This window comes from Bradyrhizobium sp. 190, assembly GCF_023073415.1.
Taxonomy (GTDB): domain Bacteria; phylum Pseudomonadota; class Alphaproteobacteria; order Rhizobiales; family Xanthobacteraceae; genus Bradyrhizobium.
Map to the genome: position 1 here is coordinate 1 of NZ_JADPJL010000005.1, position 19,382 is coordinate 19,382.

Here is a 19,382-nt window from a genome sequence, read left to right on the forward strand (position 1 = left end):
CGATAAATCTCGATCCGCTCTTCAAGGCTGAGCTGGCAATAACATTGTCCCATCGCAACAACACCATAGCAGGTGTTGCACTTGTTCTGTGAACCAAGGGGATCCATACGCCGCGGCTTATCCATTGAAATGCAGGTCGACGGCTTTCGCTCAGCTACAAACGGCTGTGGTTATGGGTCCCTGCGTTCGCAGGGACGACTCGTTGAGAGACGCGGTCCTACTCCGCCGGCACAATACTCGGCGCCAGGATCGCTTCGAGATGTTCGGGGCGGTCGCGGTTGACCTTGAGCAGGAATTCGTCCGCGACGCCGCGCAGTTGCTTGCTCAGCTTGCTCGCCATCGTGGCGGTGTCGAGCTTGGTGCGCTCGCGCACGATCGCCTGAATGGCGTTGATGTGGTGGGTGATCAGCTCCGCCGGGACCAGATCGAGGTCGGGCGCGTGTTCGATGATGCGGCAGAGGCTTTCGGCGGCAGCACCTGCGGAGGGGAAGCCGAACGTGGCAGCGTCGCCCTTGATGTCATGGGCAGCGCGAAACAGCTCTTCGCGGTTGTCGGTGGTGAAGCCGTCGCGGAGAACGACCGCATGCGCCGCCGAGAGCCGGTCGGCCTCGATCGTCATCCAGTTCTTGAATTCGCCGGACAATCCGGCGAGCGCCTTTTCCGCGCGGCCGACGGGATCGTCGAGATCGGATTCGGGAACGCGCAGCAATACCTTACGCAGGGGATTGGGCTGCGTGATCACGTGGTGATCGCCAAACGACTTGACCTGTATCGTGCCGGGCTTCTGTTTCGTCATGATGGTCTCTCCAGGCCGGCGCTAGACGGCGGAACGCGCCTTGTCGAGCAGCGACGGCTGTTGCATGACTTCCACCTCGCCACCAACGCGGCGCTCGGGGCCGATATAGGCGTTGTTGGTGTTGCGCCGGCGGTCGGGGCCAAAATAGGTCTTGGTCTTGATGAAGGGGCGCGGGTTGGCGACGACATTGAGAATGCGCTGGTAGAGTCCCTTGGCCGAGATCGGCTTCGCCAAAAACTCGGTGACGCCGGCATCGCGTGCGACGGTTACGCGACGCTTCTCCGAATGCCCGGTCAGCATGATGATCGGCGCGTAAGGGTTACCCTTCGATTCCGGCTGCCGGATCATCTGCGCCAGTTCGAGGCCGTCGAAGATCGGCATCGACCAGTCGGTGATGACGATATCGGGCACGTAATGGCTGTACATTTCCAGCGCAGTGGCGCCGTCCTCGGCCTCATAGGCCTCGCGCGCGCCGAACGAGTGCAACAACGTCCGCAAGATGCGGCGCATGTGCGGATTGTCGTCGCAAATCAGAAACCGCAGCTTGTTGAAGTCGATGCGATACATGGTCCGGCCCGGCCCAGCAAAACAGTATACTGGTGTTAACCATATCGCGGCGCTCGTTAAGGAATGGTTGCGAAGCCGGTCTATCAGGCTCGCGCAGATAGCGAATGGCGCCACTTTTTCCGGATAGGAACCCGGTTCAAGGTCACCGGGCGGTCACCAGGCGGGCGTCAGGACCCGAACTGCTCGCGCAGGATGCGTTCCTCGAGGCTGTGACCGGGGTCGAACAACATCCGCATCGAGATCGTCTTGTCAGACAGCACCTCGACGCGGTGGACATCGCGCACGTCGTCGTGGTCGGCGGCGGCGGCGACCGGGCGTTTCTCGCCCTCGAGCACCTCGATGACAACGAAAGCGGAGTTGGGAAGCAGGGCGCCGCGCCAGCGGCGCGGGCGGAACGCGCTGATCGGGGTCAGCGCCAAAAGCGCGGCGTTGATCGGCAGGATCGGTCCCTGCGCCGAGAGATTATAGGCCGTCGAGCCGGCCGGCGTTGCGACCAGGATGCCGTCGGCGATCAATTCCGCCATCCGCTCGTGCTCGTCGATCAGGATACGCAGATGCGCGGCCTGGTTGGTCTGGCGAAACAGCGCGACCTCGTTGATGGCGTGATGCAGATGCACCGCGCCATGCACGTCGGTCGCGCGCATCAGCAGCGGATTGATCAGGGATTCCCGCGCAGCCGCCAGCCGCGTATGCAGGTCGTGCGTGGTGAATTCGTTCATCAGGAAGCCGACGGTGCCGCGATGCATACCGTAGATCGGCTTGCCCGAGCGCATATGCCGGTGCAGCGTCTGCAGCATTAATCCGTCGCCGCCGAGCGCTACCACGACGTCGGCGTCGTCGGCATCGTGGTTGCCGTAGAGCTTGACGAGCTGCGCCAGCGCGGCCTGCGCCTCGGTGCTTGCGCTCGCGACGAAGGCGATCCGGTCGTATCGCTTGGGGGTGGCCATCGGACGACGAACTCTTGGGTATCGCGTGGCGCCGGATTGCGCCGCGCTCGTCTATACACCTTACCGGGACTTGTCGAGATGGCCGAGGGGCTCTTTCGCGCCGGTAACGTAAACCGCTGGTCATCGAAGCGTCATTTTTCCTGCAATGTCCGGATCGGGTCCCAGTCCTCGCCCGGCGGGTTTTGGGCCAATTCCCGGGCTCGCGCGGCAAACAACGACGCTGGCCGGTCGATGTCGGCCGAACGGCCGAAATACTGCGCGGCGCGCTCGAACTCGCGGGCCCGCCACTGCACAAGCCCGTCGGCGTAGTTGGCGATCAGTGCCTCCTGCGAGGAGGTCAGCCCGGTCGACAGCGCCAGCAATTCGTAGATTTTGAGCGCCTGGGTTCGCCCCTTGACCCTGATGGCGTCGAGTTCGCGCCAGGCGAAGGCCTCGCCGGTAAGGGCGACGGTGGTCTCGGAAGCGATGACGGTGGTACCGTAGAACTTGTTGGCGCCCTCCAGCCGCGATGCCAGGTTCACCGCGTCGCTCATCACCGAGTAGTTGAAGCGCCGCCGCGATCCGAAATTGCCGACCAGCGCCTCGCCGGAATTGATGCCGATCCGCTGCGCCAGCTTGTATTCGTGGAAGGCGGCAGAGGAGGCGTTGAGTTCCGTCAGCTGCGTGCAGCAATCCAGCGCGGCGCGTGCCGCGTTCGCAGCATGGTCGGGATCGTCGGCCGGCGCGCCGAACACCGCCACGATGGAGTCGCCGATATATTTGTCGACATATCCGCCGTGACGCTCGATGACGTCGGTCATCGCGGACAGATATTCGTTCATCAGCTCCATCAGGCTGTCGGGCGACATCTTTTCGGCGATCAGCGAAAATCCTTCGATGTCGGAGAAGAACACCGTCACGTTGCGGGTTTCGCCGCCGAGTTCCGGCAATTTGTTCGACGACAGCATGCGGTTGATGACGTGCGGGGCAAGGTAGAGCGCAAAGCTCTTCTGCAGCAGGCGGCGGTCCTTGTCGGCGACGACGAAGCGGAAGCCGATCGTGGCGGCGAGCGCGAACAGGCTCGCCAGGAACGGCTCGGCGATCGGCAGCGCCAGCGCGTGGTTGAACGCGATCGTGGCGCCGGCGATGCTGGTCGCGATCACGGCCATCCAGGCCAGTGCTGCGCTGAGCGGCCGAAACCGCCACGCGGCGACTGCAGCCAGCGCCGCAAATAGGGTCGAGATCAGGAAGCGCACCACCGGACCGGGTTCGACTACCGCGTTGCGCGAGATCAGATTGTTGACCGCCGTTGCATGGATATAGACGCCGGCTATCGTGCTGATCCTGAAACCGGCCGTGACCGGCGTGCTCTCGGCTGCGCAGCGCGGCGCGCGCGCGCCTTCGAGCCCAGTCGCAAGACGCTTGGAGGTCTGTCGGCGGTCTTCGATATCGAGAACGCTGCCGAAAATGACGACCTTTCCGGCGAACCAGCGCCGAAAGTAATCCTTGTCGTTCTTGACCGCGCACGCGCGCAGATCGGCAAATGAGAAAGTCGGAATGTCGTCGGCGCCGCCCTCGAAGTTCAGCGTCATCGTGTTCGGTACCCGGCCGGGGACCCGATAGCCGGCAAGCGTCAGCCTGCCGCGTTCGTCGAACCCGGGTGCCGCGCCCAGCGCCCGCGAGGCCAGCTCGACCGCCATCGAGGGCACCTTCGCCCCGTTCACGGTGAAGCTCAGCGGCAGGCGTCGGACGATATCGTCGCTGTCGACATGGACGTTGAGCGGGCGGATGTTCTGCTGCTGGCGTACCGCGACGCGCTGTCCCGGCGATGGCCTGACCGGCTGGTTGCCGCCCAGGACTTCTCCGAGCACCACCTTGCCGTTCGCCGCCGCGCCGGCAAGCGCGCGAAGAAAGTCGCGGTCGAATCCACGGACTTTCTCGCCGAGCGTGCCCTCGCCAAACGGAATCTCCGACTGCTCGATCGATTTCGGGATCACCATGTCGAAGCCGGCGACCTTGGCGCCGCCTTCGAGTGTCGCTGACAGCACGCGGCCGATCTCCCCGGTCCAGGTCAGCATCGGCGCGTTCTTGAACGGATCAGTGCGCAGGCTTTCCTCGTCCATTGCGACAACGACCGCCGGCGATGCGGCAGGATCCTGCCTTCGACCGAACAGTTCCCAGCGCAGTGCGGTGAGGATATCGAGGGATAGCCCGCGGATCGGTCTGGCCGCCGGAGAAACCGAAGCCGCCGCGCAGACCAGCGCGATGGCTGCAACCACCATCCTGTTGCGCGTGCTGCGCCTGATTCTCAAGCGGGATGGCCCGTCACGCCTATTCCATCCGCAGCAACCGGCCGACGATCGGCGTCGCGCCGGGTTTGGCCTGCGCATCCACCAGGAACACGATCCGCGATGATTTGAACGTAGCGGCGTAAAGGCCGCCGGGGACCAGGGCTACGTTCTCGCTGGCGAAATCGAGGAAGCGTCCCCTAAGCTGGGTGCCGCCAAGATTAATCTCCTGACGTTCGCCCGGCACGTCGAGGCGCCGAACGGTCAGCTTGCCGCGGCCTTTGGCCTCCACCAGCGGCGAGGCGCCGTAAAGGGTGAGCTGCGGCTGGGGCAAGGAAGCCGATTTGCTGCTGTCGACGCTGCGCAGCACGGTGGCGGCGACGCCGCTGGTCTCGCGGGTGGTCGCGTTTGCCTGGTTGGGATCGCAATTCGTCTTCTCGGCCTTGACCTCGGCGAGGTGAACGGCGCTCTCCTCGGTGCCGACGACGACGGTGCCGGCACCGCTGATCGCCTCGCGCCGGCATGACTTCAGGTAGCTGAGAATGACGGAGCCGCCGTCGCCGATCTTGATGACCGCTTTGGGCGTCACATAGTCCATGAATTCTGCGCCGGTGACCTTGCCCTGAACGTCCTCGACGACCGCGACCGGCGAATCTGCGGCCGCCGGAGAAACCAGCGCCAGCAGGCCGAGACAGAGAGCAATCGTACGTTTCATTTTCTAGGACCCCATTGAAAAGCGCAGGTTCGTTAGTCGCGCCAGCGCCAAAATGGTTTCATGGATCGACAAAAATACCTGGCCGGTGGGCCAGCGGAACCGACCGATATCACCGATCGGCCGGTGAGGACAACCACCGGACGCGCTGACCGCTTTCTCACGCGATGCTGTCGGGATTGTGATTTTCGAGAAAGTTTCTCCTTGTTGTGCACCACGGCCTCATTGTCGCACTGTTACGGAAGAATCCGCAGGGCACGGCTGGATCGCGGGGCGCGCAGGGAGCAAACGGTATGGCTTTTCATTTCATGGCGACGTGGCCCGTGCGTCTTGCCGCTACCCTTTTGGTCGTGTGTTGGGTGAGCGGCGCGCGTGCCGAGGAGGCCAGTTCGCCGACCTCGCAGCAGCCGGCCGCCGCCACGCCGTCACCGTCGCCATCGGGCCAGAAGGGTGGAGCGGGGCGGGGCACCGCGGCGACACAGCCGTCTGCGGCCGAACAACATCGCCTGCCGCCGGATTCCACCACCAGGCAGACACTGGCGCTGCCTGGCCGCACGCTCAACTTCACCGCCACCGCAGGCTCGATCCGGCTGTTCGACGACAAGGGCGAGCCGCAGGCCGATATCGCCTATAACTCCTATCAGCTCGACGGAGCCGATCGCGCAAACCGGCCGGTGACGTTTCTGTTCAACGGCGGCCCGGGCGCGTCTTCGGCCTGGTTGCAATTCGGCGCGGCCGGGCCGTGGCGATTGTCGATCGGCGGCGATGGCGCGGTATCGTCCGCGACGCCTGACGTGTTGCCCAATGCCGAGACCTGGCTCGACTTCACCGATCTCGTTTTTATCGATCCCGTCGGCACCGGCTACAGCCGCTTCGTCGCGTCCGGCGAGGACGTGCGCAAGCGGTTCCTTTCTGTCGACGGCGACGTCAGTTCGATTGCGCTGGTGATCCGGCGCTGGCTGGAAAAATACGACCGGTTGCTGTCGCCGAAATTCGTGACAGGCGAGAGCTATGGCGGCATTCGCGGTCCGAAAATCGTCCGCAACCTGCAGACCCAGCAGGGCGTCGGCGTACGCGGGCTGATCCTGGTTTCTCCCTTGCTCGACTTCCGCGACTTTTCCGGCTCGAGCCTGCTGCAGTATGTGTACAGCCTGCCGAGCATGGCGGCGGTGGCGCGCGAGGCCAAGGGCGCGATGACGCGCGCCGATCTCGCCGAGGTCGAACGCTACGCACAGACTGAATATCTCACCGATCTCATCAAGGGACAGGCCGACAAGGAGGCAACGACGCGGCTCGCTGACAAGGTAGCTGCGCTGACCGGCATCGATCAGGCCGTGAGCCGCAGGCTTGCCGGGCGTTTCGAAGTCGGCGAATTCCGCAGGGAGTTCGATCGCCGCAGCGGCCGGGTGACCGGACGTTACGATGCCTCGGTCTCGGGCCTCGATCCCTATCCGGATTCGAACTACGCCCATTTCGGCGATCCTTCCGGCGATTCGCTGATGGCGCCGCTGACGAGCGCGGCCGTCGACATCACCACGCGCAAACTCAATTGGCGGCCTGATGGTTCGTACCAACTGCTCAGCGAGAGCGTGAACCGGTCTTGGGATTTCGGCCGCGGGCCAGCCGAGTCGGTCTCGCAGCTTCGCCAGATTCTCGCGCTCGACCCGAAAATGAAGCTGCTGGTGGGCCACGGGCTGTTCGATCTCGCCACGCCCTATTTCGCTTCCAAGGTATTGCTCGACCAATTGCCGGACTATGCCAGTCCGGACCGGGTGAAACTCGTCGTCTATTCCGGTGGTCACATGTTCTATTCGCGCGACGGCGCGCGTCAGGCATTCCGCGCGGAAGTCGAGAAGCTGATGAAGTAAATTCGGAACAACAAAAAACCGGCGCAGGCTTTCGCACTGCGCCGGTTGTTTTCGTCAGCGCCTCAGTAAACCAGCCCGGTGCCCGGCGGCTTTTCCAGCGCAGCGGCGAGCGAGCGATATTCCTCGCTTGTCGTGCCGGTGAGCTGAGCGATCCGGTTCAGGTGATGCTGCGCCTGATCGCGATTGCCCTGTTCGACCTGCCACAGGCCGTAATACTGCCAGGTCTTGACGTGGTTCGGATCGGCCTTGAGCGCGCGCTCGTACCAGATTTGCGAGACCTTGTAGTCGCCGAGCTGGCGATAGGAGTAGCCGATCAGGTTGGCGACGGCGGCACTGTCGTCACGGCCGAGCGCCTTGAGCTGCGTAATCGCCGAGGGGTAGTCGTGGCGCTCGTAGATCGCGGCGTAGGCGGCGCGATAGCCGTCGGCAAATGCGGTTTGCTCGATGCCCGGGCGGGCTTCGCTGGATTTCTTTTTCTTCTTCGGCGGCGGCGGGGGCTCGTTGTCGGGCGCTGCGTAGACGACGCTGACGACAGGAGCTGCCGCGAGCGTGAGCGACAACATTGCAAGAGTCAAAAGCCTTATCGCAAATCTATTCATGCATCTCTCCTGATGGCCGGTTCGACAATCCTACACCGAAGCCCGTTGATTTGAACCCCCGCGGGCCGAGAACATTCCCGCGCCGCTACCCTTGATTTCGCCAATTTTCATCGGCGGTCGCCGTCAACGGACATGACGAAGATGTCATTCAAATGAACGGAATCCGAAAGTCCGATTCAGGAGAGGTTCAGTGCGCCGTCATCACAATCACTACCGGCATCATCGCCACCAGCACATTGGCTTGCACAAGATGCATGCGAAGCCGCACATCGCGGTCAAGCACGTGACGCCCGCCGCCAAACGCAGCTGAATCCGATTCGCCGGCGCGCGTTTCGCCCCCATTGCCCGGCGCGCCTTGCGAATGTCAGACCAGCCCACGCGCCATTTGCTTCGCTAATGGCCGTGGGCTGGCGCGCGCTCAACTTTTCGAGAGCGAATGTGAGTTGATAACCGAGTTGCGAATTCCATTCTGCCGCCGGGCGGTTTAAGAGACGGCGACGGGCAGGGGAAGTTCGCTTGAGACGTTCGGCCAAAATCGCGGCGATGATGTTGCTGCCGATCATGCTGTCGGCTTGTGCCGCCAGCGATGACGGCAAGTCGATCACCTATACCGACGATCGTGGCGTCTCCAGCCAGCCATTTCCCAAGAATTACCGCACCGAAGTGCTGGCGTTTCTGAGGACCTATCTCAACAATCCCGTCGGCGTGCGCGATGCCGTCATGGCCGAGCCGGTCGAGCGCGTGGTCGGCGGGCGGCAGCGCTATGTGGCCTGTCTCCGGTTCAGCCCGCGCGAGCCCGACGGCGGCTACCGCGAGCCGCGTGAACGCGCCATGCTCTTCGTCGACGGCCGCCTCGACCGCATCATCGAAAACGCCGTCGAACCCTGTGCGGGGGTGGCGTACGCGCCATTCGCGGAACTGGAGAAAATGACACGCTGATTTGCGCGCGTCTGCTTGAGAGCGCAGAAGGCCTTGAGCTTGGGTCTTGTTGGCAGATTCCTTCATTGGCGGATTTCATGCTGGCCTCCACACGAGAGTGTGATGCCTTGCGCCCATCTGCATCGCATACGATTAAATCGGAAGGGTTGACAGTCGGGTGGTGTGTTATTTATATCGTATACGATATAATCGTATAAGATAAAGAACCGGAGTGAGATCCATGTCCCAGCAAACCAACCCAGACCGCCGCCGCTTCCTTGGCACCGCCGCCGCGGCGCTTGCGACGGCACCGTTCGCCACGAGCGGCGCCCTCTTTGCGCAGTCCGGCGACGCAAAGTCGGGCGCGGCCCCGATCAGGCCGGGCGCCCACACTTCGTTTGCCACGCTGAAACAGGTCGAGGCCGGCGTCCTCAGTGTTGGTTATGCCGAGGCAGGACCCGCCGATGGTCCCGTCGTCATCCTCCTGCACGGCTGGCCCTACGACATCTACGCCTTCGTCGATGTCGTGCCGGTGCTGGCGTCGGCAGGCTTCCGGGTGATCGCGCCCTGGCTGCGTGGCTACGGCACGACCCGCTTCCTCGGAAGCGATACGCCGCGCAATGGCCAGCAGGGCGCGCTCGCCACCGACGTCATCGACCTGATGGATGCGCTGAAGATCGACAAAGCAGTGGTCGCCGGCTTCGATTGGGGCGCGCGGACCGCCGGCATCGTCGCGGCGATCTGGCCGCAGCGCGTCAAGGCGCTGGTCTCGGTCAGCGGCTATCTGATCGGCAGCCAGGAGGCCAACAAGAAGCCGTTGCCGCCATCGGCCGAGCTGCAATGGTGGTATCAGTATTACTTCGCGACCGAGCGCGGCCGGCTGGGCTACGAAAAATACCGGCGCGAGTTTTCAAAACTGATCTGGCAGCTCGCCTCGCCGAAGTGGAATTTCGATGACGCCACCTTCGAACGCAGCGCGGCCTCCTTCGACAACCCCGACCATGTCGCCATCGTGATCCACAACTATCGCTGGCGGCTTGGTCTAGCCCCGGGCGAGGCGAAATACGACGAACTGGAAAAGCGGCTGGCCGAATTCCCCGCCATCGCCGTGCCCACCATCACCCTGGAAGGCGACGCCAATGGCGCGCCGCATCCGGATCCCAAGGTCTACGCCAGGAAGTTTTCCGGCAAATATGCCCACCGCCTCCTCACCGGCGGGATCGGACATAACCCTCCGCAGGAGGCGCCGCAGGCCTTTGCCGACGCTGTCATCGAAGTGGCTCGCTATTGAGTTGTGAGGCCTCGCCGCCGGCGGCCGCAAAGGCTTGCCGGCGGGGGCCGTCGTCTGGCGTTCCCGGGGCGGAACCGTGAACGAATTCGGATCACTTTTCGGCGAGGGTTGAACCTTGCCTTAGTCATCCCGGACATCAACTAAGTGGGAGACCACCTCCTTAACCGGGGAAAAAGCCTTACGTGCGAGGGAACTAAAACGCTTTGTTGCTGCACCGTCACAGCGGCCTGCCATCGGGTCGCGGGCACTTGCCGCAAAGCAACCTAAATGAGGTCACGTTGTTTGGATTGGTATCCGCAATGTCCGGAATGGGGAAAGTGATATGAAGAAGTTCCTGCTCGGCGCTGCCGCGCTGGCCGCCATGGCGGCTCCAGCTTTTGCGGCTGACATGCCGCCGCGGCCCTATACCAAGGCGCCAGCCTATACCGCGCCTCAGGTCGTCTATAACTGGACCGGGTTCTATATCGGCGGCCATGTCGGCGGCGCCTTCGCGGGCAACAATTCCCTGCAGGGCAGCGACGCCCGCTTCCTTGGCGGCGTACAGGGCGGCTTCGACTATCAGTTCGCGCCGAACTGGGTGCTGGGCGCCGAAGCCCAGTATAGCTGGCTGCCGAACAACAATAATAATGGCGTCCTGTTTCCGGGCGGCACCCTCGTGACATCCAACACCGACCAGCTCGGCTCGGTGACCGGCCGGCTCGGCTACACTTGGGGTCCGGCGCTGCTCTACGCCAAGGGCGGTTACGCCTGGCGCGACGGCAACAATCTCGGGGTGTCGGTGGCCGGTGTGCCGCAGGGCTTCACTACCAACGGCAATCACAAGGACGGCTACACCGTCGGCGGCGGCCTCGAATACATGTTCGCCCCGAACTGGTCGGCCAAGGCCGAGTACCAGTATTACAATTTCGGCGACACCACGTTCACGTCTGGTCCTGCCGATGTCACCGGCCGCAGCTTCCGCAACGACGAACACACCGCCAAGGTCGGCGTGAACTACCGGTTTGGTTGGGGTGGGCCTGCCGCCGCCAGATATTGATACGCCGCTTCGTATCGACACGACAAAGGCCGGCTTTACGCCGGCCTTTTTGTTGGGGGCAAAGGCCGGCTTCACGTCGGCCGTTGTTTGAGGAATGCCGGGGCGAGCGTGCCTCGGCTGCTTTTGGCGGGCGCGAAAAAAATTTCGCGCTGCATGCAACTTTTCGTCACGATCCGATATTATGGTTCCGGCCGGCTGGTGGGACAACGAACATGCGTGCTTTTGCGTTAGGGCTGATCTTTTCCGCAGCGGCGTTTCCGTGCCTTGCTCAAACGGTCCTGAAATCCGAACCGCTTATCCTTGCTCCCTATGAAATCGCCTTTGTGCAGGACCCCTCGTGCGGGGCCGGCAGGGTGCGCAAGGTGACCGGCGCGATCAGGGGACTGCAGCGGCGCAAGGCCTGTGTCACTCTGGTTGCGGAGGCATCGCTGGTCTCGGCGACGCCGTAGAACCGATTTACCGCCTCGGATGTCGTCCCCGGCGAACGGGACCCATCTGCCGAGAGCCGTTGTCCGTCCGGGCTTTGCTTGTCCGTTCGGGTTTGCCCGCCCGGCCGCCGCCGTCCTTACGACGCCAACTGCAATTCCGTCTGCGCTTCGCGCTCGGCCTCGGCCTTGTTTCGGGCGGGGTCTTCATGCGGCTCGAGCTGGCACGGCTTGATCTCGTAATCATGGTCCAGCACCGGGCGAGGGGCGGTGCTGTCTTGCTCGGAGACGACATCGACCACGAGGCCGCTCTTCTGGGCAATCTTCCAGACGTCGGCCGCGGAGGGATAGGCCTTGCTCAGCTTGGCATCGTTTGAGAACAGCGCGTAGGGCATTGTCGGCTCCGGTAAAAACGGTCAACGCGGAAGCGGGGTCCGGGTTTCAGGCTTGGCTGCCATGCCGCCATTTCACAGGCTGTTTCGGGAGCAATTTGGCTCGTTTCGGCCCATTTTCGTGGAGTCTCTGAGTCTTTAACGAGCCGTAAATTCCCGAAAAAAGAATCCCCGAGACTCGACCGCCAGAATCGCCGGATGTTTCCGGCCATGAGAACGAGCCTCCAGACCTCCTGCGAGCGTGTCCAACTCACGCTGACCGTCTGCCTGCTGGTCGCCTGCGCGGCCAACATGGCGCTGGTCTACGCCTGGCTCTGAATTTGGCTCTGAAAATCGTGCGGATGCCGGGGCAACGCGGTTTGCGTCCCGGGCCTACTTCCCCGGACGCGTCGGCGGCTCGCCTTCCCTGAGAGATGCATGGACCTTCGCCATGGTCGCGCTGCAATAGGCCTCGCGCTCGCGGTTGAACCGCTCCTGATGGGCGCGGAAATTGGCGACCCGCGCCTTGATCTCGGCCTGGAAATCCTCCCGCAGGTCAAGACGCGCAGGAGGAGCGAGCCTCGATATCTCCCGCGGTACTTCTTCTCTTGATACGTTTATCGGCGCCTGGGTGGCGGGCGGCGACGTCTCCGCCAGCAGAGCCTCAATGTCGGGAAGGGCCGCAGCCGCGAGGATGGTTTCGGATGTCTCGACAGAGAGCAGGGCAACCGGCGTGGTGACCGTCTTCTCGGTCTCCGGCGTCTTGCCGGTCACCGATTGAACGAACTCCATCGTCTGCGCGATCAGGAGATCGCGTTCCCTCATCCATTTCATGAAACACCTCGGCCCAAGTCACTCCATCAAACCGCTTTTGTGGAATCAAGCAGGTGGAGAGGTAACAGGGGATAACTGCCACGCTTTTGCGCGCGAGGTGACAAAACGGTGACAGTCGTGACCGGCAATGTGCAGATGGCGTGTGATGTCGGGTGCCGTAAGCGCGCGGCCCCGCGAAGCGGGAGCTAGCGCTCGCGGGGATTCGTGTTGGGCACGAATGGCGCGCCGATCACGCGCACCGGCGGCTGGTCGTTGACGTAGATGATTCGCTTGTCGGGCGGGGGCGGCTGCTCGACACGACCCGCCGTCCGATCAGCGAACTGGACCGGCTTGTTGTCGGCAAACCCCAGCAGCGTAGCGCCGCCTGCGATGGCCACGCTGAAAGATGTGACAACGGCGAGCAAAACCATGTTGCAGTTTTCTTCACGAATTCTCATGCGAGGAAAACGTGCAGAAGGAGGGGTGGTTCCGGTTGGGAAGGGGAGATATGGGCGCGACGGCGGGGTAGGCCGGTTGGACACGACGCGCCAGAGCCACCGGTGAATAGCCTCAGAACCAGCCGCCGGATCCTGCGGCAGACCGATTTGATGGGTTTTGGGCCATAAAATAAACCTACGGATGATTGCGGTCCAAGTGGACAAGTTGCACGAAAAGCACTGAGTGCGGCCACCGGTATAGGCTGACACGCTCTTTTCGCCCATCGCGGATGGATGTCGTAAAAGTTGGCACATTCCGGCCTACTCGTTGATCGAAGCTACCCTGATCGAAGCTACCCTCGATTGCAGTAACCCTACCGCACGACCAGGATCCATCGGGCCTTTGTCCGGAGCTTGCCCTTAGGTAAGGTATTATGTTATATTATACCATATAACTAATTTTGTCACCTGATCTGCTCCGGACTATCTCCGATATGAACGTTCAATTTGGCGCAGGGGGCTGGGTCCAATGGCCTGACAGCGAAGAGTTCTCGATCGAGTTCATGAGGCTGTTGGGTGCGGCGCAGGAAGGCGGTTCGATGATCTCCGAATGCTTCCTTGCCGCAAGCCGGATAGACCCAACGGATGGCGGCGATTCCTGGTATCGGGAATGGATAGGGATGGCCGACCTCAGTAATGAGCGTGCCAATGCTGCCTTCGAGCGCGGTCATGTGCTGACCGCACGAAGTAACTGGCTTCGCGCCATCAACTACTATCAAGCCTCAGCGTTCGGTTTAGACGCCGCCGACACGAAACAGGAGCGTGCGCTCCTAACCATGCGAGGCTGCGCCCGCAGCTACATCGAGCATATGACTCCCGCCGGCGAGGTCGTCGAGATTCCCTGGCTGGAGGGCCATGCGCTGGAGGGCTATTTTTTGCCTGCACCCGCCGCCTTTCATCAAACGCCTGTCGTCGTGTGCATGGGCGACCCCGGACATCGGAAGGAAGAATATCTCTTCAAGGTGGCGCGCTATGCCAGCAACCGGGGAATGGCGCTGCTCGCCGTAGATCTGTTCGGATCCGGCACCGGCGTCGAGTTCGATAAAATAGTCGGCCGTTCCGATCTGGAAACATCGGTGGGGCACGTGATGGACTACCTCTACACGAGGGACGATATCGACGAACACAGGATCGCGATTCTCAGCGACGGTTTGGAGTCGTCCTTTGTGGCGCGTGGCGTTGCCCTCGACCATCGTTTCGCCGCCGCGGTTTGTGACGGCGGTATCTGGGACATGCATGAGCGCGCATTCTTGATGAATCGCCTCTCACTGAGTAGTTCCGGAACTGAAGGCGGTTGGCTCGGGCCAAAACTCCGCTGCCCGCTCTTGATCACCTTGGGCGAGCAGGGCTGGCTCGAAAGTGACTACGTGACCGATCTATTCGAACGGCTCAAGGCCGAGCATCCCGACGTTTCCCTGAAAATTTTCGAGAGCTCTGAAACGGCTGCCGCGCATGGACATCGCGACAACCCCACGCTTGCCAACGAGTTCATCTTTGACTGGGTGGCCGATCGCCTCGAATCGGTACCTGACTAGGCTACGACCGCATTGCAGGTCATATGCCCACAGTCAGCTTCAGGCTGGCCTTCTCAATGCGGTTCTTCAGCGCTGCAAGCTTGTCAGTAAATTCGCTGAGTTCGCGGTCGCTGAATTCCGCAAAGATGAAATTGTTGAGGGCCTCCTGCTCGGAAGCCAAGCCTGCGAAGAGCTTATAGGTCTTGTCCGTCAAGGACATCTGCACAATTCTGGCGTCGTCCTCCGACGTTTTTCGGCGCATGAAGCCTTTCTTCTCGAGCATTTTCGACTGGGTTGTTACGAAGGACGGGTCAACATGGAGCATCTTTGACACGACCTTCACAGCCACGCCCTCTCCCTGATCCAGATCGGCCAGAGCCATCAGGATCATCCATTGCGGGCCGCTGACGCCGAGGGCTTTTGCCCAGAAATAACGAATCTCCTGGAGATGCACGTTGATGGCGGCGATCTCCCAGGCGAATTGCCGGGTGACGTCGTGATTCTTCCCGCTGAACTCATTTGACGCTCCGCGCTTGGCGCGGTTCGACGAGTCCGATCCCTTGCGTGCGTCCTGTCCCATGGCTTTGCCTGGCCCCGAGTCTCACGAAGCAGCTTAGCTGATTTAATAACAAAATCATCCAATTGGGCAGCGCTAAAGTGGTTCCCCGAACTCAATATCGCGTGTTCTTCGGTGTTGCCGCAGCGACACAGTCGGTCGGGATAGAGATAACTGAGTTCATAAAGTATTTTGATTACGTAAGTTGCACATGCATAGTTCTGGAGACGGTCTGGGGGGTCCTTGATCGTTCCGTTTTGGTGGTTCGCTTAAGTCCCTCGCGTTCATGCGGGTGTGTCCGAAGACGCGAAACGACTGAGCGGTTTCAAAAGGCGAGGGCGGACCTTTTCTGGGGGAAACAGCTGGGTCCGCCCTCGTCCTTGCAGAGCAACTTGGAGGTTTAACATGACTATGATCAAGAGCCTTATTCTCGGCTCAGCGGCGGGTCTCGTCGCCCTGAGCGGAGCACAGGCTGCCGATCTTCCCGTCAAGGCCAAAGCGGTCGAGTACGTCAGGATCTGCTCCCTGTATGGTGCGGGTTTCTTCTACATCCCGGGCACCGACACCTGCATCAAGCTGGGTGGTTACGTTCGCGTCGACACCACGTTCAATGGCGGCGTCTATGGCGGCCCGTTCTATAGCGGCGACGGCGGCCAGGGCAATCGCTACCGCGATTACTTCCTCTCCCGCTCCCGTATGGCGATCACGGTCGATACCCGTACCGCCACCGAATACGGCGTAGTCCGCACCTTCGGTCAGGGCGACTTCCAGTTCCAGAACTTCGGAACGACGAACCCCGGAACTGCTGCCACCACCGGCCAGCCGCTCAACAACGCGCTGCTTTCCACGGCAGGCGGCGGCTATGTCGCGGTTGAAATGGTGTTCATCCAGTTCGCTGGTTTCACCTTCGGTAAGTCGGCTTCGGCCTACGCGACGCCTTGGAACGGCTATCCGGGCAACAACAACTCGTACCTGATGGGCGGCCCGGACTACGTCACCGGCGTCAACAACATCCAGTACACCGCTCAGTTCGGAAACGGCGTGTCGGCCACCATCGGTCTCGATGATCCGACCGTGTTCAACCGCACCGCGGTCTGGAACCTGGCCAACGGCGTCAACGTCAACGGCGGCGGCACCAACGCCTACAGCGGGCTGCATTCTCCCGACATCGCCGGCAACATCCGCGTCGACCAGGCTTGGGGTCTGTTCCAGATTTCAGGTTTGGCGCACCTCGTGAGCGCCACCTACAACACCCTTGGCGCCGCTGGCGCTCCGACCAACGGCTCGGAACTCTCCGGTCATCCCGACGACAAGTGGGGCGGTGCGGTGACGGCTGCCTTGCAGATCAAGAACCTCCCGACCGGTGCTGGCGACGACTTCAAGATCGACGTCACGTACGCAAAGGGTTCCACGAAGTCCGTGATCTCCACGAGCGGTGGTACGCCGAACTTCTCGATGTTCGGTGGCAGCGGCAACGGCGCTTACCAGAGCGTTGCCTTTGGCAACTCGGCTGACGGTGTCTTCATGCCGGGCATCGGCGGAACGGGTGGTATCATCCTGACCTCGGCTTGGGGTGTCCGTGGTGCGTTCAACCACAACTGGGATCCCTACTGGTCGACCAGCCTCTGGGGCAGCTACGCTTCCGTCCGTTATGACGGCGGCACCAACGACAACATCAACGGTCTGGGCACCACGACTGCCAAGGGAGCCTACTGCGCTGGCTTCGCGGCAACTCACGGTGGCCAGGCTGCTGTCGGCAACAACGTTGGCAACTACACCTGTAACCCTGACTTCAACATCGCTCAGGTTGGTGTGGTCACCCGCTGGACGCCCGTCAAGAACCTGACGTTCTCGGCTGAAGTCGGTGCGTTCTTCCTCGACCAGAAGATGACGGGTAGCTCGACGTTCACCGCGACGGCTCCGAAGCCGAATGCTGTGTACGAGTTCAAGGACCAGAGCACTGTGTTCCTGAACGTTCGCGCTCAGCGCAACTTCTGATCCTGAACGTCTGACACTCTCTAAAGAACCCCCAGCCGAAAACGCTGGGGGTTCTATTTTTTCATGCTCTCCTTCGTAAGTCGCCGCTCGTCCAGAACCGATCGCGCGAAGGGGTAATAAACCGGGGCTTCGGCTCGCCAGGCAAAGCAGGGAAAATTAAGCAGTCTCAATAATATTATTTACTCAGCTAATTTTATAAGCTAGTCTGACATACAGGTAGCCGGCAGATTCCCTGGCGGCCTCCTTGGTCTCGAAGGAGACGCAACACTACTTATGATAAACCTCCGAAACCTCCGGCAATGCCCTGCCGGAGGTTTTTCGTTTTTGGGACGACTGCTGGCTGTGCCCGGGGGCATGCCGCACGATCGGCAGGTTCTCGGCAAGAAAAGTGAAGCCGGTACCAGAACCAGCCTGTACTTGCCATCTGAGGCCTAGGTCGTGGTGCCGGTTGAGAGGATTGAACTCCCGACCTTCGGTTTACAAAACCGCTGCTCTACCGCTGAGCTAAACCGGCGAATTGAAGCGATCGGTGCGCGGCGAAAATACCCGCCGCGCGGGGCCGATCTTCGGCGGCTCGAATACCAGACTTGGTCGCAAAGGGCCAGAACCTCAAGAACTGCTTTCATCGCTTCCGCATGGAAAAGGCGGCTTTCCAGCCGCCTTTTCCAAACTCGATTCGCAATCGTCCTACTGGCAGAGATGCTGCCGGCCGTCCTCGCTGCGGAACCAGGTGCCGGGGACAGACAAAACCGTTGCGGCGGGCATAGGCTTCGCCGCCCATCGGGGCGGTGGCGATGGCGCCGCCGACTGCGCCGCCGACGCCGCCGGCCGCGACATCGCCCGGCCAGAAGCCGCTGTTATCGTCCCAGCGGTTGTAGCTGTCGCGCCAGGTGCGGTCCTGCCGCGCCGCGCTGGCTGCGCTCGCCGCGCTGCCAGGTTGATGCCGGCAGGCTGGCGGCGATCGGGTTCTGGTCGGTTGTGCTGGAGCTGGCGCGCGAGGGCGCCGAGTTGAAGGCGGTGGTCAGCTTCCACGGCATGCTGGCGACAAAAATGCCGGCGCAACCGGGGCAGGTGAAGGCCAGCGTGCTGGTCTGCACCGGCGTTGACGATCCCCTGGCGCCGCCGGAATAGGTTGCCGATTTCGAGAACGAGATGCGAAGGACTGGCAGGTCATCGCCTACGGCAACACGCTGCACGGCTTCACCAACCCGGCCGCCGACGGCTCGATGATGCGCACCGCGCTGTACAACGAACAGGCCGACCGCCGTTCCTGGGCATCGATGACAAGCCTGTTCGATGAAGTCTTGACCTGACAAAGGCGTCCAACTGGTATTTCATAGCGTTTTCAAGCGAAGCATGCCCTCGGACGTGATCCGTGGGTGGGCACCGGTTCGCGGGAAGAAGACGGGTCAAATCCAAAATCAGAAGTTCACGCTTGAGCCGAACTTCAGCTGATACAGTGAGCAGGGGGCGTATGTTCGGAATTCTTGGGCTGGGGTTTTTGCTGGGCATGCAGCATGCGCTCGAGGCCGATCACATCGCCGCCGTCTCCAGCATCGCCGCGCGCCGCAGCCGTGTCGCCGACATCGTCAAGCACGGGCTGACCTGGGGGCTCGGCCACACGCTCACCTTGTTCATCTTTGCCGGCGCCGCCGTCCTGCTCGGCCGCGCGATCCCGGACGACGTTGCACGGCCGATGGAGACCGCCGTCGGTTTCATGCTGGTCGGCCTCGGCGCCCATGTGCTGTGGCGGCTGTGGCGCGACCGCGTGCATTTCCACCAGCATGGCCATGGCGACGGCACGGTGCATTTCCACGCCCACAGCCATGCTGGCGAAACCGCGCCGCATGCCCGCGCGGCGCATGCGCATGACCATGGCTTCCGCTGGCGCACGCTACTGGTCGGGCTGATGCATGGCATGGCGGGCTCTGCCGCGCTTCTGGTGCTGACGGTTTCGCAGGCTTCCAGTCCTGCGGTCGGCCTCGGATATGTCGCACTGTTCGGCGTCGGCTCGATGATCGGCATGGGCGCGCTGTCGACGGTGATTGCGGTGCCGCTTGCGGTCTCCGCCCGCTCGCTCACCTGGGCCAATCGCGGCCTGCAGGGGGCAGTGGGTCTTGCCACCGTCGCGATCGGAATCATGACTGTAGTCGAAACGGTACTGGCCTGACGCGGGGCGCCTCGGCGCGACGGTCTGATCAACAATT

At 62.1% G+C, this 19,382-nt stretch carries 20 protein-coding genes and 1 tRNA gene; 9 read left to right on the forward strand and 12 right to left on the reverse strand.

Annotation, left to right across the window (positions count from 1 at the left end):
• Positions 1-217: 217 nt before the first annotated feature.
• The 5 genes from IVB22_RS01200 to IVB22_RS01220 form a co-directional block, all read right to left on the reverse strand.
• A complete protein-coding gene (locus IVB22_RS01200) occupies positions 218-796 on the reverse strand; it encodes an Hpt domain-containing protein (protein WP_247515511.1) in 579 nt (192 codons plus the stop codon).
• 21 nt (positions 797-817) lie between these two features.
• On the reverse strand, positions 818-1,363 hold the full coding sequence (locus IVB22_RS01205) for a response regulator (protein WP_025590237.1): 546 nt from the start codon (positions 1,361-1,363) through the stop codon (positions 818-820).
• 167 nt (positions 1,364-1,530) lie between these two features.
• Complete coding sequence (locus IVB22_RS01210; RefSeq protein ID WP_247515512.1) at positions 1,531-2,310, reverse strand: NAD kinase; 780 nt, start codon at positions 2,308-2,310, stop codon at positions 1,531-1,533.
• Between the two features lie 131 nt (positions 2,311-2,441).
• On the reverse strand, positions 2,442-4,571 hold the full coding sequence (locus IVB22_RS01215) for an adenylate/guanylate cyclase domain-containing protein (RefSeq protein ID WP_247515513.1): 2,130 nt from the start codon (positions 4,569-4,571) through the stop codon (positions 2,442-2,444).
• A 49-nt stretch (positions 4,572-4,620) separates the two neighbouring features.
• Positions 4,621-5,292, reverse strand: coding sequence for a hypothetical protein (locus IVB22_RS01220; protein WP_247515514.1), 672 nt, complete (start codon positions 5,290-5,292; stop codon positions 4,621-4,623).
• A 305-nt stretch (positions 5,293-5,597) separates the two neighbouring features.
• On the opposite strand from IVB22_RS01220, the gene IVB22_RS01225 reads away from it, so the two are divergent.
• On the forward strand, positions 5,598-7,157 hold the full coding sequence (locus IVB22_RS01225; RefSeq protein ID WP_374207451.1) for a S10 family peptidase: 1,560 nt from the start codon (positions 5,598-5,600) through the stop codon (positions 7,155-7,157).
• Between the two features lie 62 nt (positions 7,158-7,219).
• On the opposite strand, the gene IVB22_RS01230 is transcribed toward IVB22_RS01225, so the two are convergent.
• Positions 7,220-7,756, reverse strand: a complete 537-nt coding sequence (locus tag IVB22_RS01230; RefSeq protein WP_247515516.1) for a lipopolysaccharide assembly protein LapB — start codon at positions 7,754-7,756, stop codon at positions 7,220-7,222.
• A gap of 516 nt (positions 7,757-8,272) precedes the next feature.
• Between IVB22_RS01230 and IVB22_RS01235 the strand changes: the two genes are divergently transcribed.
• The 4 genes from IVB22_RS01235 (at position 8,273) to IVB22_RS01250 (ending at position 11,450) form a co-directional block, all read left to right on the forward strand.
• The gene (locus IVB22_RS01235) at positions 8,273-8,695 is read left to right on the forward strand and encodes a hypothetical protein (protein ID WP_247515517.1); all 423 of its coding nucleotides are present in this window, start codon (positions 8,273-8,275) and stop codon (positions 8,693-8,695) included.
• Positions 8,696-8,915: 220 nt separating this feature from the next.
• A complete protein-coding gene (locus IVB22_RS01240) occupies positions 8,916-9,965 on the forward strand; it encodes an alpha/beta fold hydrolase (protein ID WP_247515518.1) in 1,050 nt (349 codons plus the stop codon).
• 322 nt (positions 9,966-10,287) lie between these two features.
• Positions 10,288-11,001, forward strand: coding sequence for an outer membrane protein (locus tag IVB22_RS01245; protein ID WP_247515519.1), 714 nt, complete (start codon positions 10,288-10,290; stop codon positions 10,999-11,001).
• Positions 11,002-11,213: 212 nt separating this feature from the next.
• On the forward strand, positions 11,214-11,450 hold the full coding sequence (locus IVB22_RS01250; protein WP_247515520.1) for a hypothetical protein: 237 nt from the start codon (positions 11,214-11,216) through the stop codon (positions 11,448-11,450).
• Between the two features lie 116 nt (positions 11,451-11,566).
• On the opposite strand, the gene IVB22_RS01255 is transcribed toward IVB22_RS01250, so the two are convergent.
• The 3 genes from IVB22_RS01255 to IVB22_RS01270 all read right to left on the reverse strand — a co-directional run bounded on the left by IVB22_RS01255 (position 11,567) and on the right by IVB22_RS01270 (position 13,041).
• Positions 11,567-11,821, reverse strand: coding sequence for a hypothetical protein (locus IVB22_RS01255; RefSeq protein WP_247515521.1), 255 nt, complete (start codon positions 11,819-11,821; stop codon positions 11,567-11,569).
• A 369-nt stretch (positions 11,822-12,190) separates the two neighbouring features.
• On the reverse strand, positions 12,191-12,631 hold the full coding sequence (locus IVB22_RS01265) for a hypothetical protein (protein ID WP_247515522.1): 441 nt from the start codon (positions 12,629-12,631) through the stop codon (positions 12,191-12,193).
• Between the two features lie 185 nt (positions 12,632-12,816).
• Positions 12,817-13,041 (reverse strand): hypothetical protein, encoded by a 225-nt coding sequence (locus IVB22_RS01270; RefSeq protein ID WP_247515523.1) that lies wholly within the window; start codon positions 13,039-13,041, stop codon positions 12,817-12,819.
• Positions 13,042-13,541: 500 nt separating this feature from the next.
• Here IVB22_RS01270 and IVB22_RS01275 point away from each other — a divergent pair, with 500 nt between their 5' ends.
• Positions 13,542-14,642 (forward strand): S9 family peptidase, encoded by a 1,101-nt coding sequence (locus IVB22_RS01275; RefSeq protein ID WP_247515524.1) that lies wholly within the window; start codon positions 13,542-13,544, stop codon positions 14,640-14,642.
• 19 nt (positions 14,643-14,661) lie between these two features.
• Here the strand turns inward: IVB22_RS01275 and IVB22_RS01280 are convergent, their stop codons facing one another.
• Positions 14,662-15,201, reverse strand: a complete 540-nt coding sequence (locus tag IVB22_RS01280) for a MarR family winged helix-turn-helix transcriptional regulator (RefSeq protein ID WP_247515525.1) — start codon at positions 15,199-15,201, stop codon at positions 14,662-14,664.
• Positions 15,202-15,582: 381 nt separating this feature from the next.
• Between IVB22_RS01280 and IVB22_RS01285 the strand changes: the two genes are divergently transcribed.
• Entirely contained in the window at positions 15,583-17,175 is a 1,593-nt protein-coding gene (locus IVB22_RS01285; RefSeq protein WP_247515526.1) for a porin, read from the forward strand.
• 439 nt (positions 17,176-17,614) lie between these two features.
• Here IVB22_RS01285 and IVB22_RS01290 read toward each other — a convergent pair.
• Positions 17,615-17,689 (reverse strand) — tRNA-Thr (locus tag IVB22_RS01290).
• A 343-nt stretch (positions 17,690-18,032) separates the two neighbouring features.
• Entirely contained in the window at positions 18,033-18,371 is a 339-nt protein-coding gene (locus IVB22_RS01295; RefSeq protein WP_247515527.1) for a hypothetical protein, read from the reverse strand.
• Between IVB22_RS01295 and IVB22_RS41805 the strand changes: the two genes are divergently transcribed.
• Both IVB22_RS41805 and IVB22_RS01300 read left to right on the forward strand, forming a co-directional pair.
• Positions 18,366-18,488 (forward strand): hypothetical protein, encoded by a 123-nt coding sequence (locus tag IVB22_RS41805; protein ID WP_374207452.1) that lies wholly within the window; start codon positions 18,366-18,368, stop codon positions 18,486-18,488. The genes IVB22_RS01295 and IVB22_RS41805 overlap by 6 nt on opposite strands.
• 161 nt (positions 18,489-18,649) lie before the next feature.
• On the forward strand, positions 18,650-19,345 hold the full coding sequence (locus IVB22_RS01300) for an urease accessory protein (RefSeq protein WP_247515528.1): 696 nt from the start codon (positions 18,650-18,652) through the stop codon (positions 19,343-19,345).
• Positions 19,346-19,382 lie beyond the last annotated feature (37 nt).

Excerpts from the sequence above, each read along its gene's own strand:
- IVB22_RS01245 (WP_247515519.1), top strand. The coding sequence starts at position 10,288 with ATGAAGAAGTTCCTGCTCGGCGCTGCCGCGCTGGCCGCCATGGCGGCT.
- IVB22_RS01270 (WP_247515523.1), bottom strand. The coding sequence starts at position 13,041 with ATGGTTTTGCTCGCCGTTGTCACATCTTTCAGCGTGGCCATCGCAGGC.
- IVB22_RS01215 (WP_247515513.1), bottom strand. The coding sequence starts at position 4,571 with ATGGTGGTTGCAGCCATCGCGCTGGTCTGCGCGGCGGCTTCGGTTTCT.
- IVB22_RS01220 (WP_247515514.1), bottom strand. The coding sequence starts at position 5,292 with ATGAAACGTACGATTGCTCTCTGTCTCGGCCTGCTGGCGCTGGTTTCT.
- IVB22_RS01285 (WP_247515526.1), top strand. The coding sequence starts at position 15,583 with ATGACTATGATCAAGAGCCTTATTCTCGGCTCAGCGGCGGGTCTCGTC.
- IVB22_RS01265 (WP_247515522.1), bottom strand. The coding sequence starts at position 12,631 with ATGAAATGGATGAGGGAACGCGATCTCCTGATCGCGCAGACGATGGAG.
- IVB22_RS01210 (WP_247515512.1), bottom strand. The coding sequence starts at position 2,310 with ATGGCCACCCCCAAGCGATACGACCGGATCGCCTTCGTCGCGAGCGCA.
- IVB22_RS01250 (WP_247515520.1), top strand. The coding sequence starts at position 11,214 with ATGCGTGCTTTTGCGTTAGGGCTGATCTTTTCCGCAGCGGCGTTTCCG.
- IVB22_RS01205 (WP_025590237.1), bottom strand. The coding sequence starts at position 1,363 with ATGTATCGCATCGACTTCAACAAGCTGCGGTTTCTGATTTGCGACGAC.
- IVB22_RS01230 (WP_247515516.1), bottom strand. The coding sequence starts at position 7,756 with ATGAATAGATTTGCGATAAGGCTTTTGACTCTTGCAATGTTGTCGCTC.
- IVB22_RS01300 (WP_247515528.1), top strand. The coding sequence starts at position 18,650 with ATGTTCGGAATTCTTGGGCTGGGGTTTTTGCTGGGCATGCAGCATGCG.
- IVB22_RS01240 (WP_247515518.1), top strand. The coding sequence starts at position 8,916 with ATGTCCCAGCAAACCAACCCAGACCGCCGCCGCTTCCTTGGCACCGCC.
- IVB22_RS01200 (WP_247515511.1), bottom strand. The coding sequence starts at position 796 with ATGACGAAACAGAAGCCCGGCACGATACAGGTCAAGTCGTTTGGCGAT.
- IVB22_RS01255 (WP_247515521.1), bottom strand. The coding sequence starts at position 11,821 with ATGCCCTACGCGCTGTTCTCAAACGATGCCAAGCTGAGCAAGGCCTAT.
- IVB22_RS01275 (WP_247515524.1), top strand. The coding sequence starts at position 13,542 with ATGAACGTTCAATTTGGCGCAGGGGGCTGGGTCCAATGGCCTGACAGC.
- IVB22_RS01225 (WP_374207451.1), top strand. The coding sequence starts at position 5,598 with ATGGCGACGTGGCCCGTGCGTCTTGCCGCTACCCTTTTGGTCGTGTGT.
- IVB22_RS01280 (WP_247515525.1), bottom strand. The coding sequence starts at position 15,201 with ATGGGACAGGACGCACGCAAGGGATCGGACTCGTCGAACCGCGCCAAG.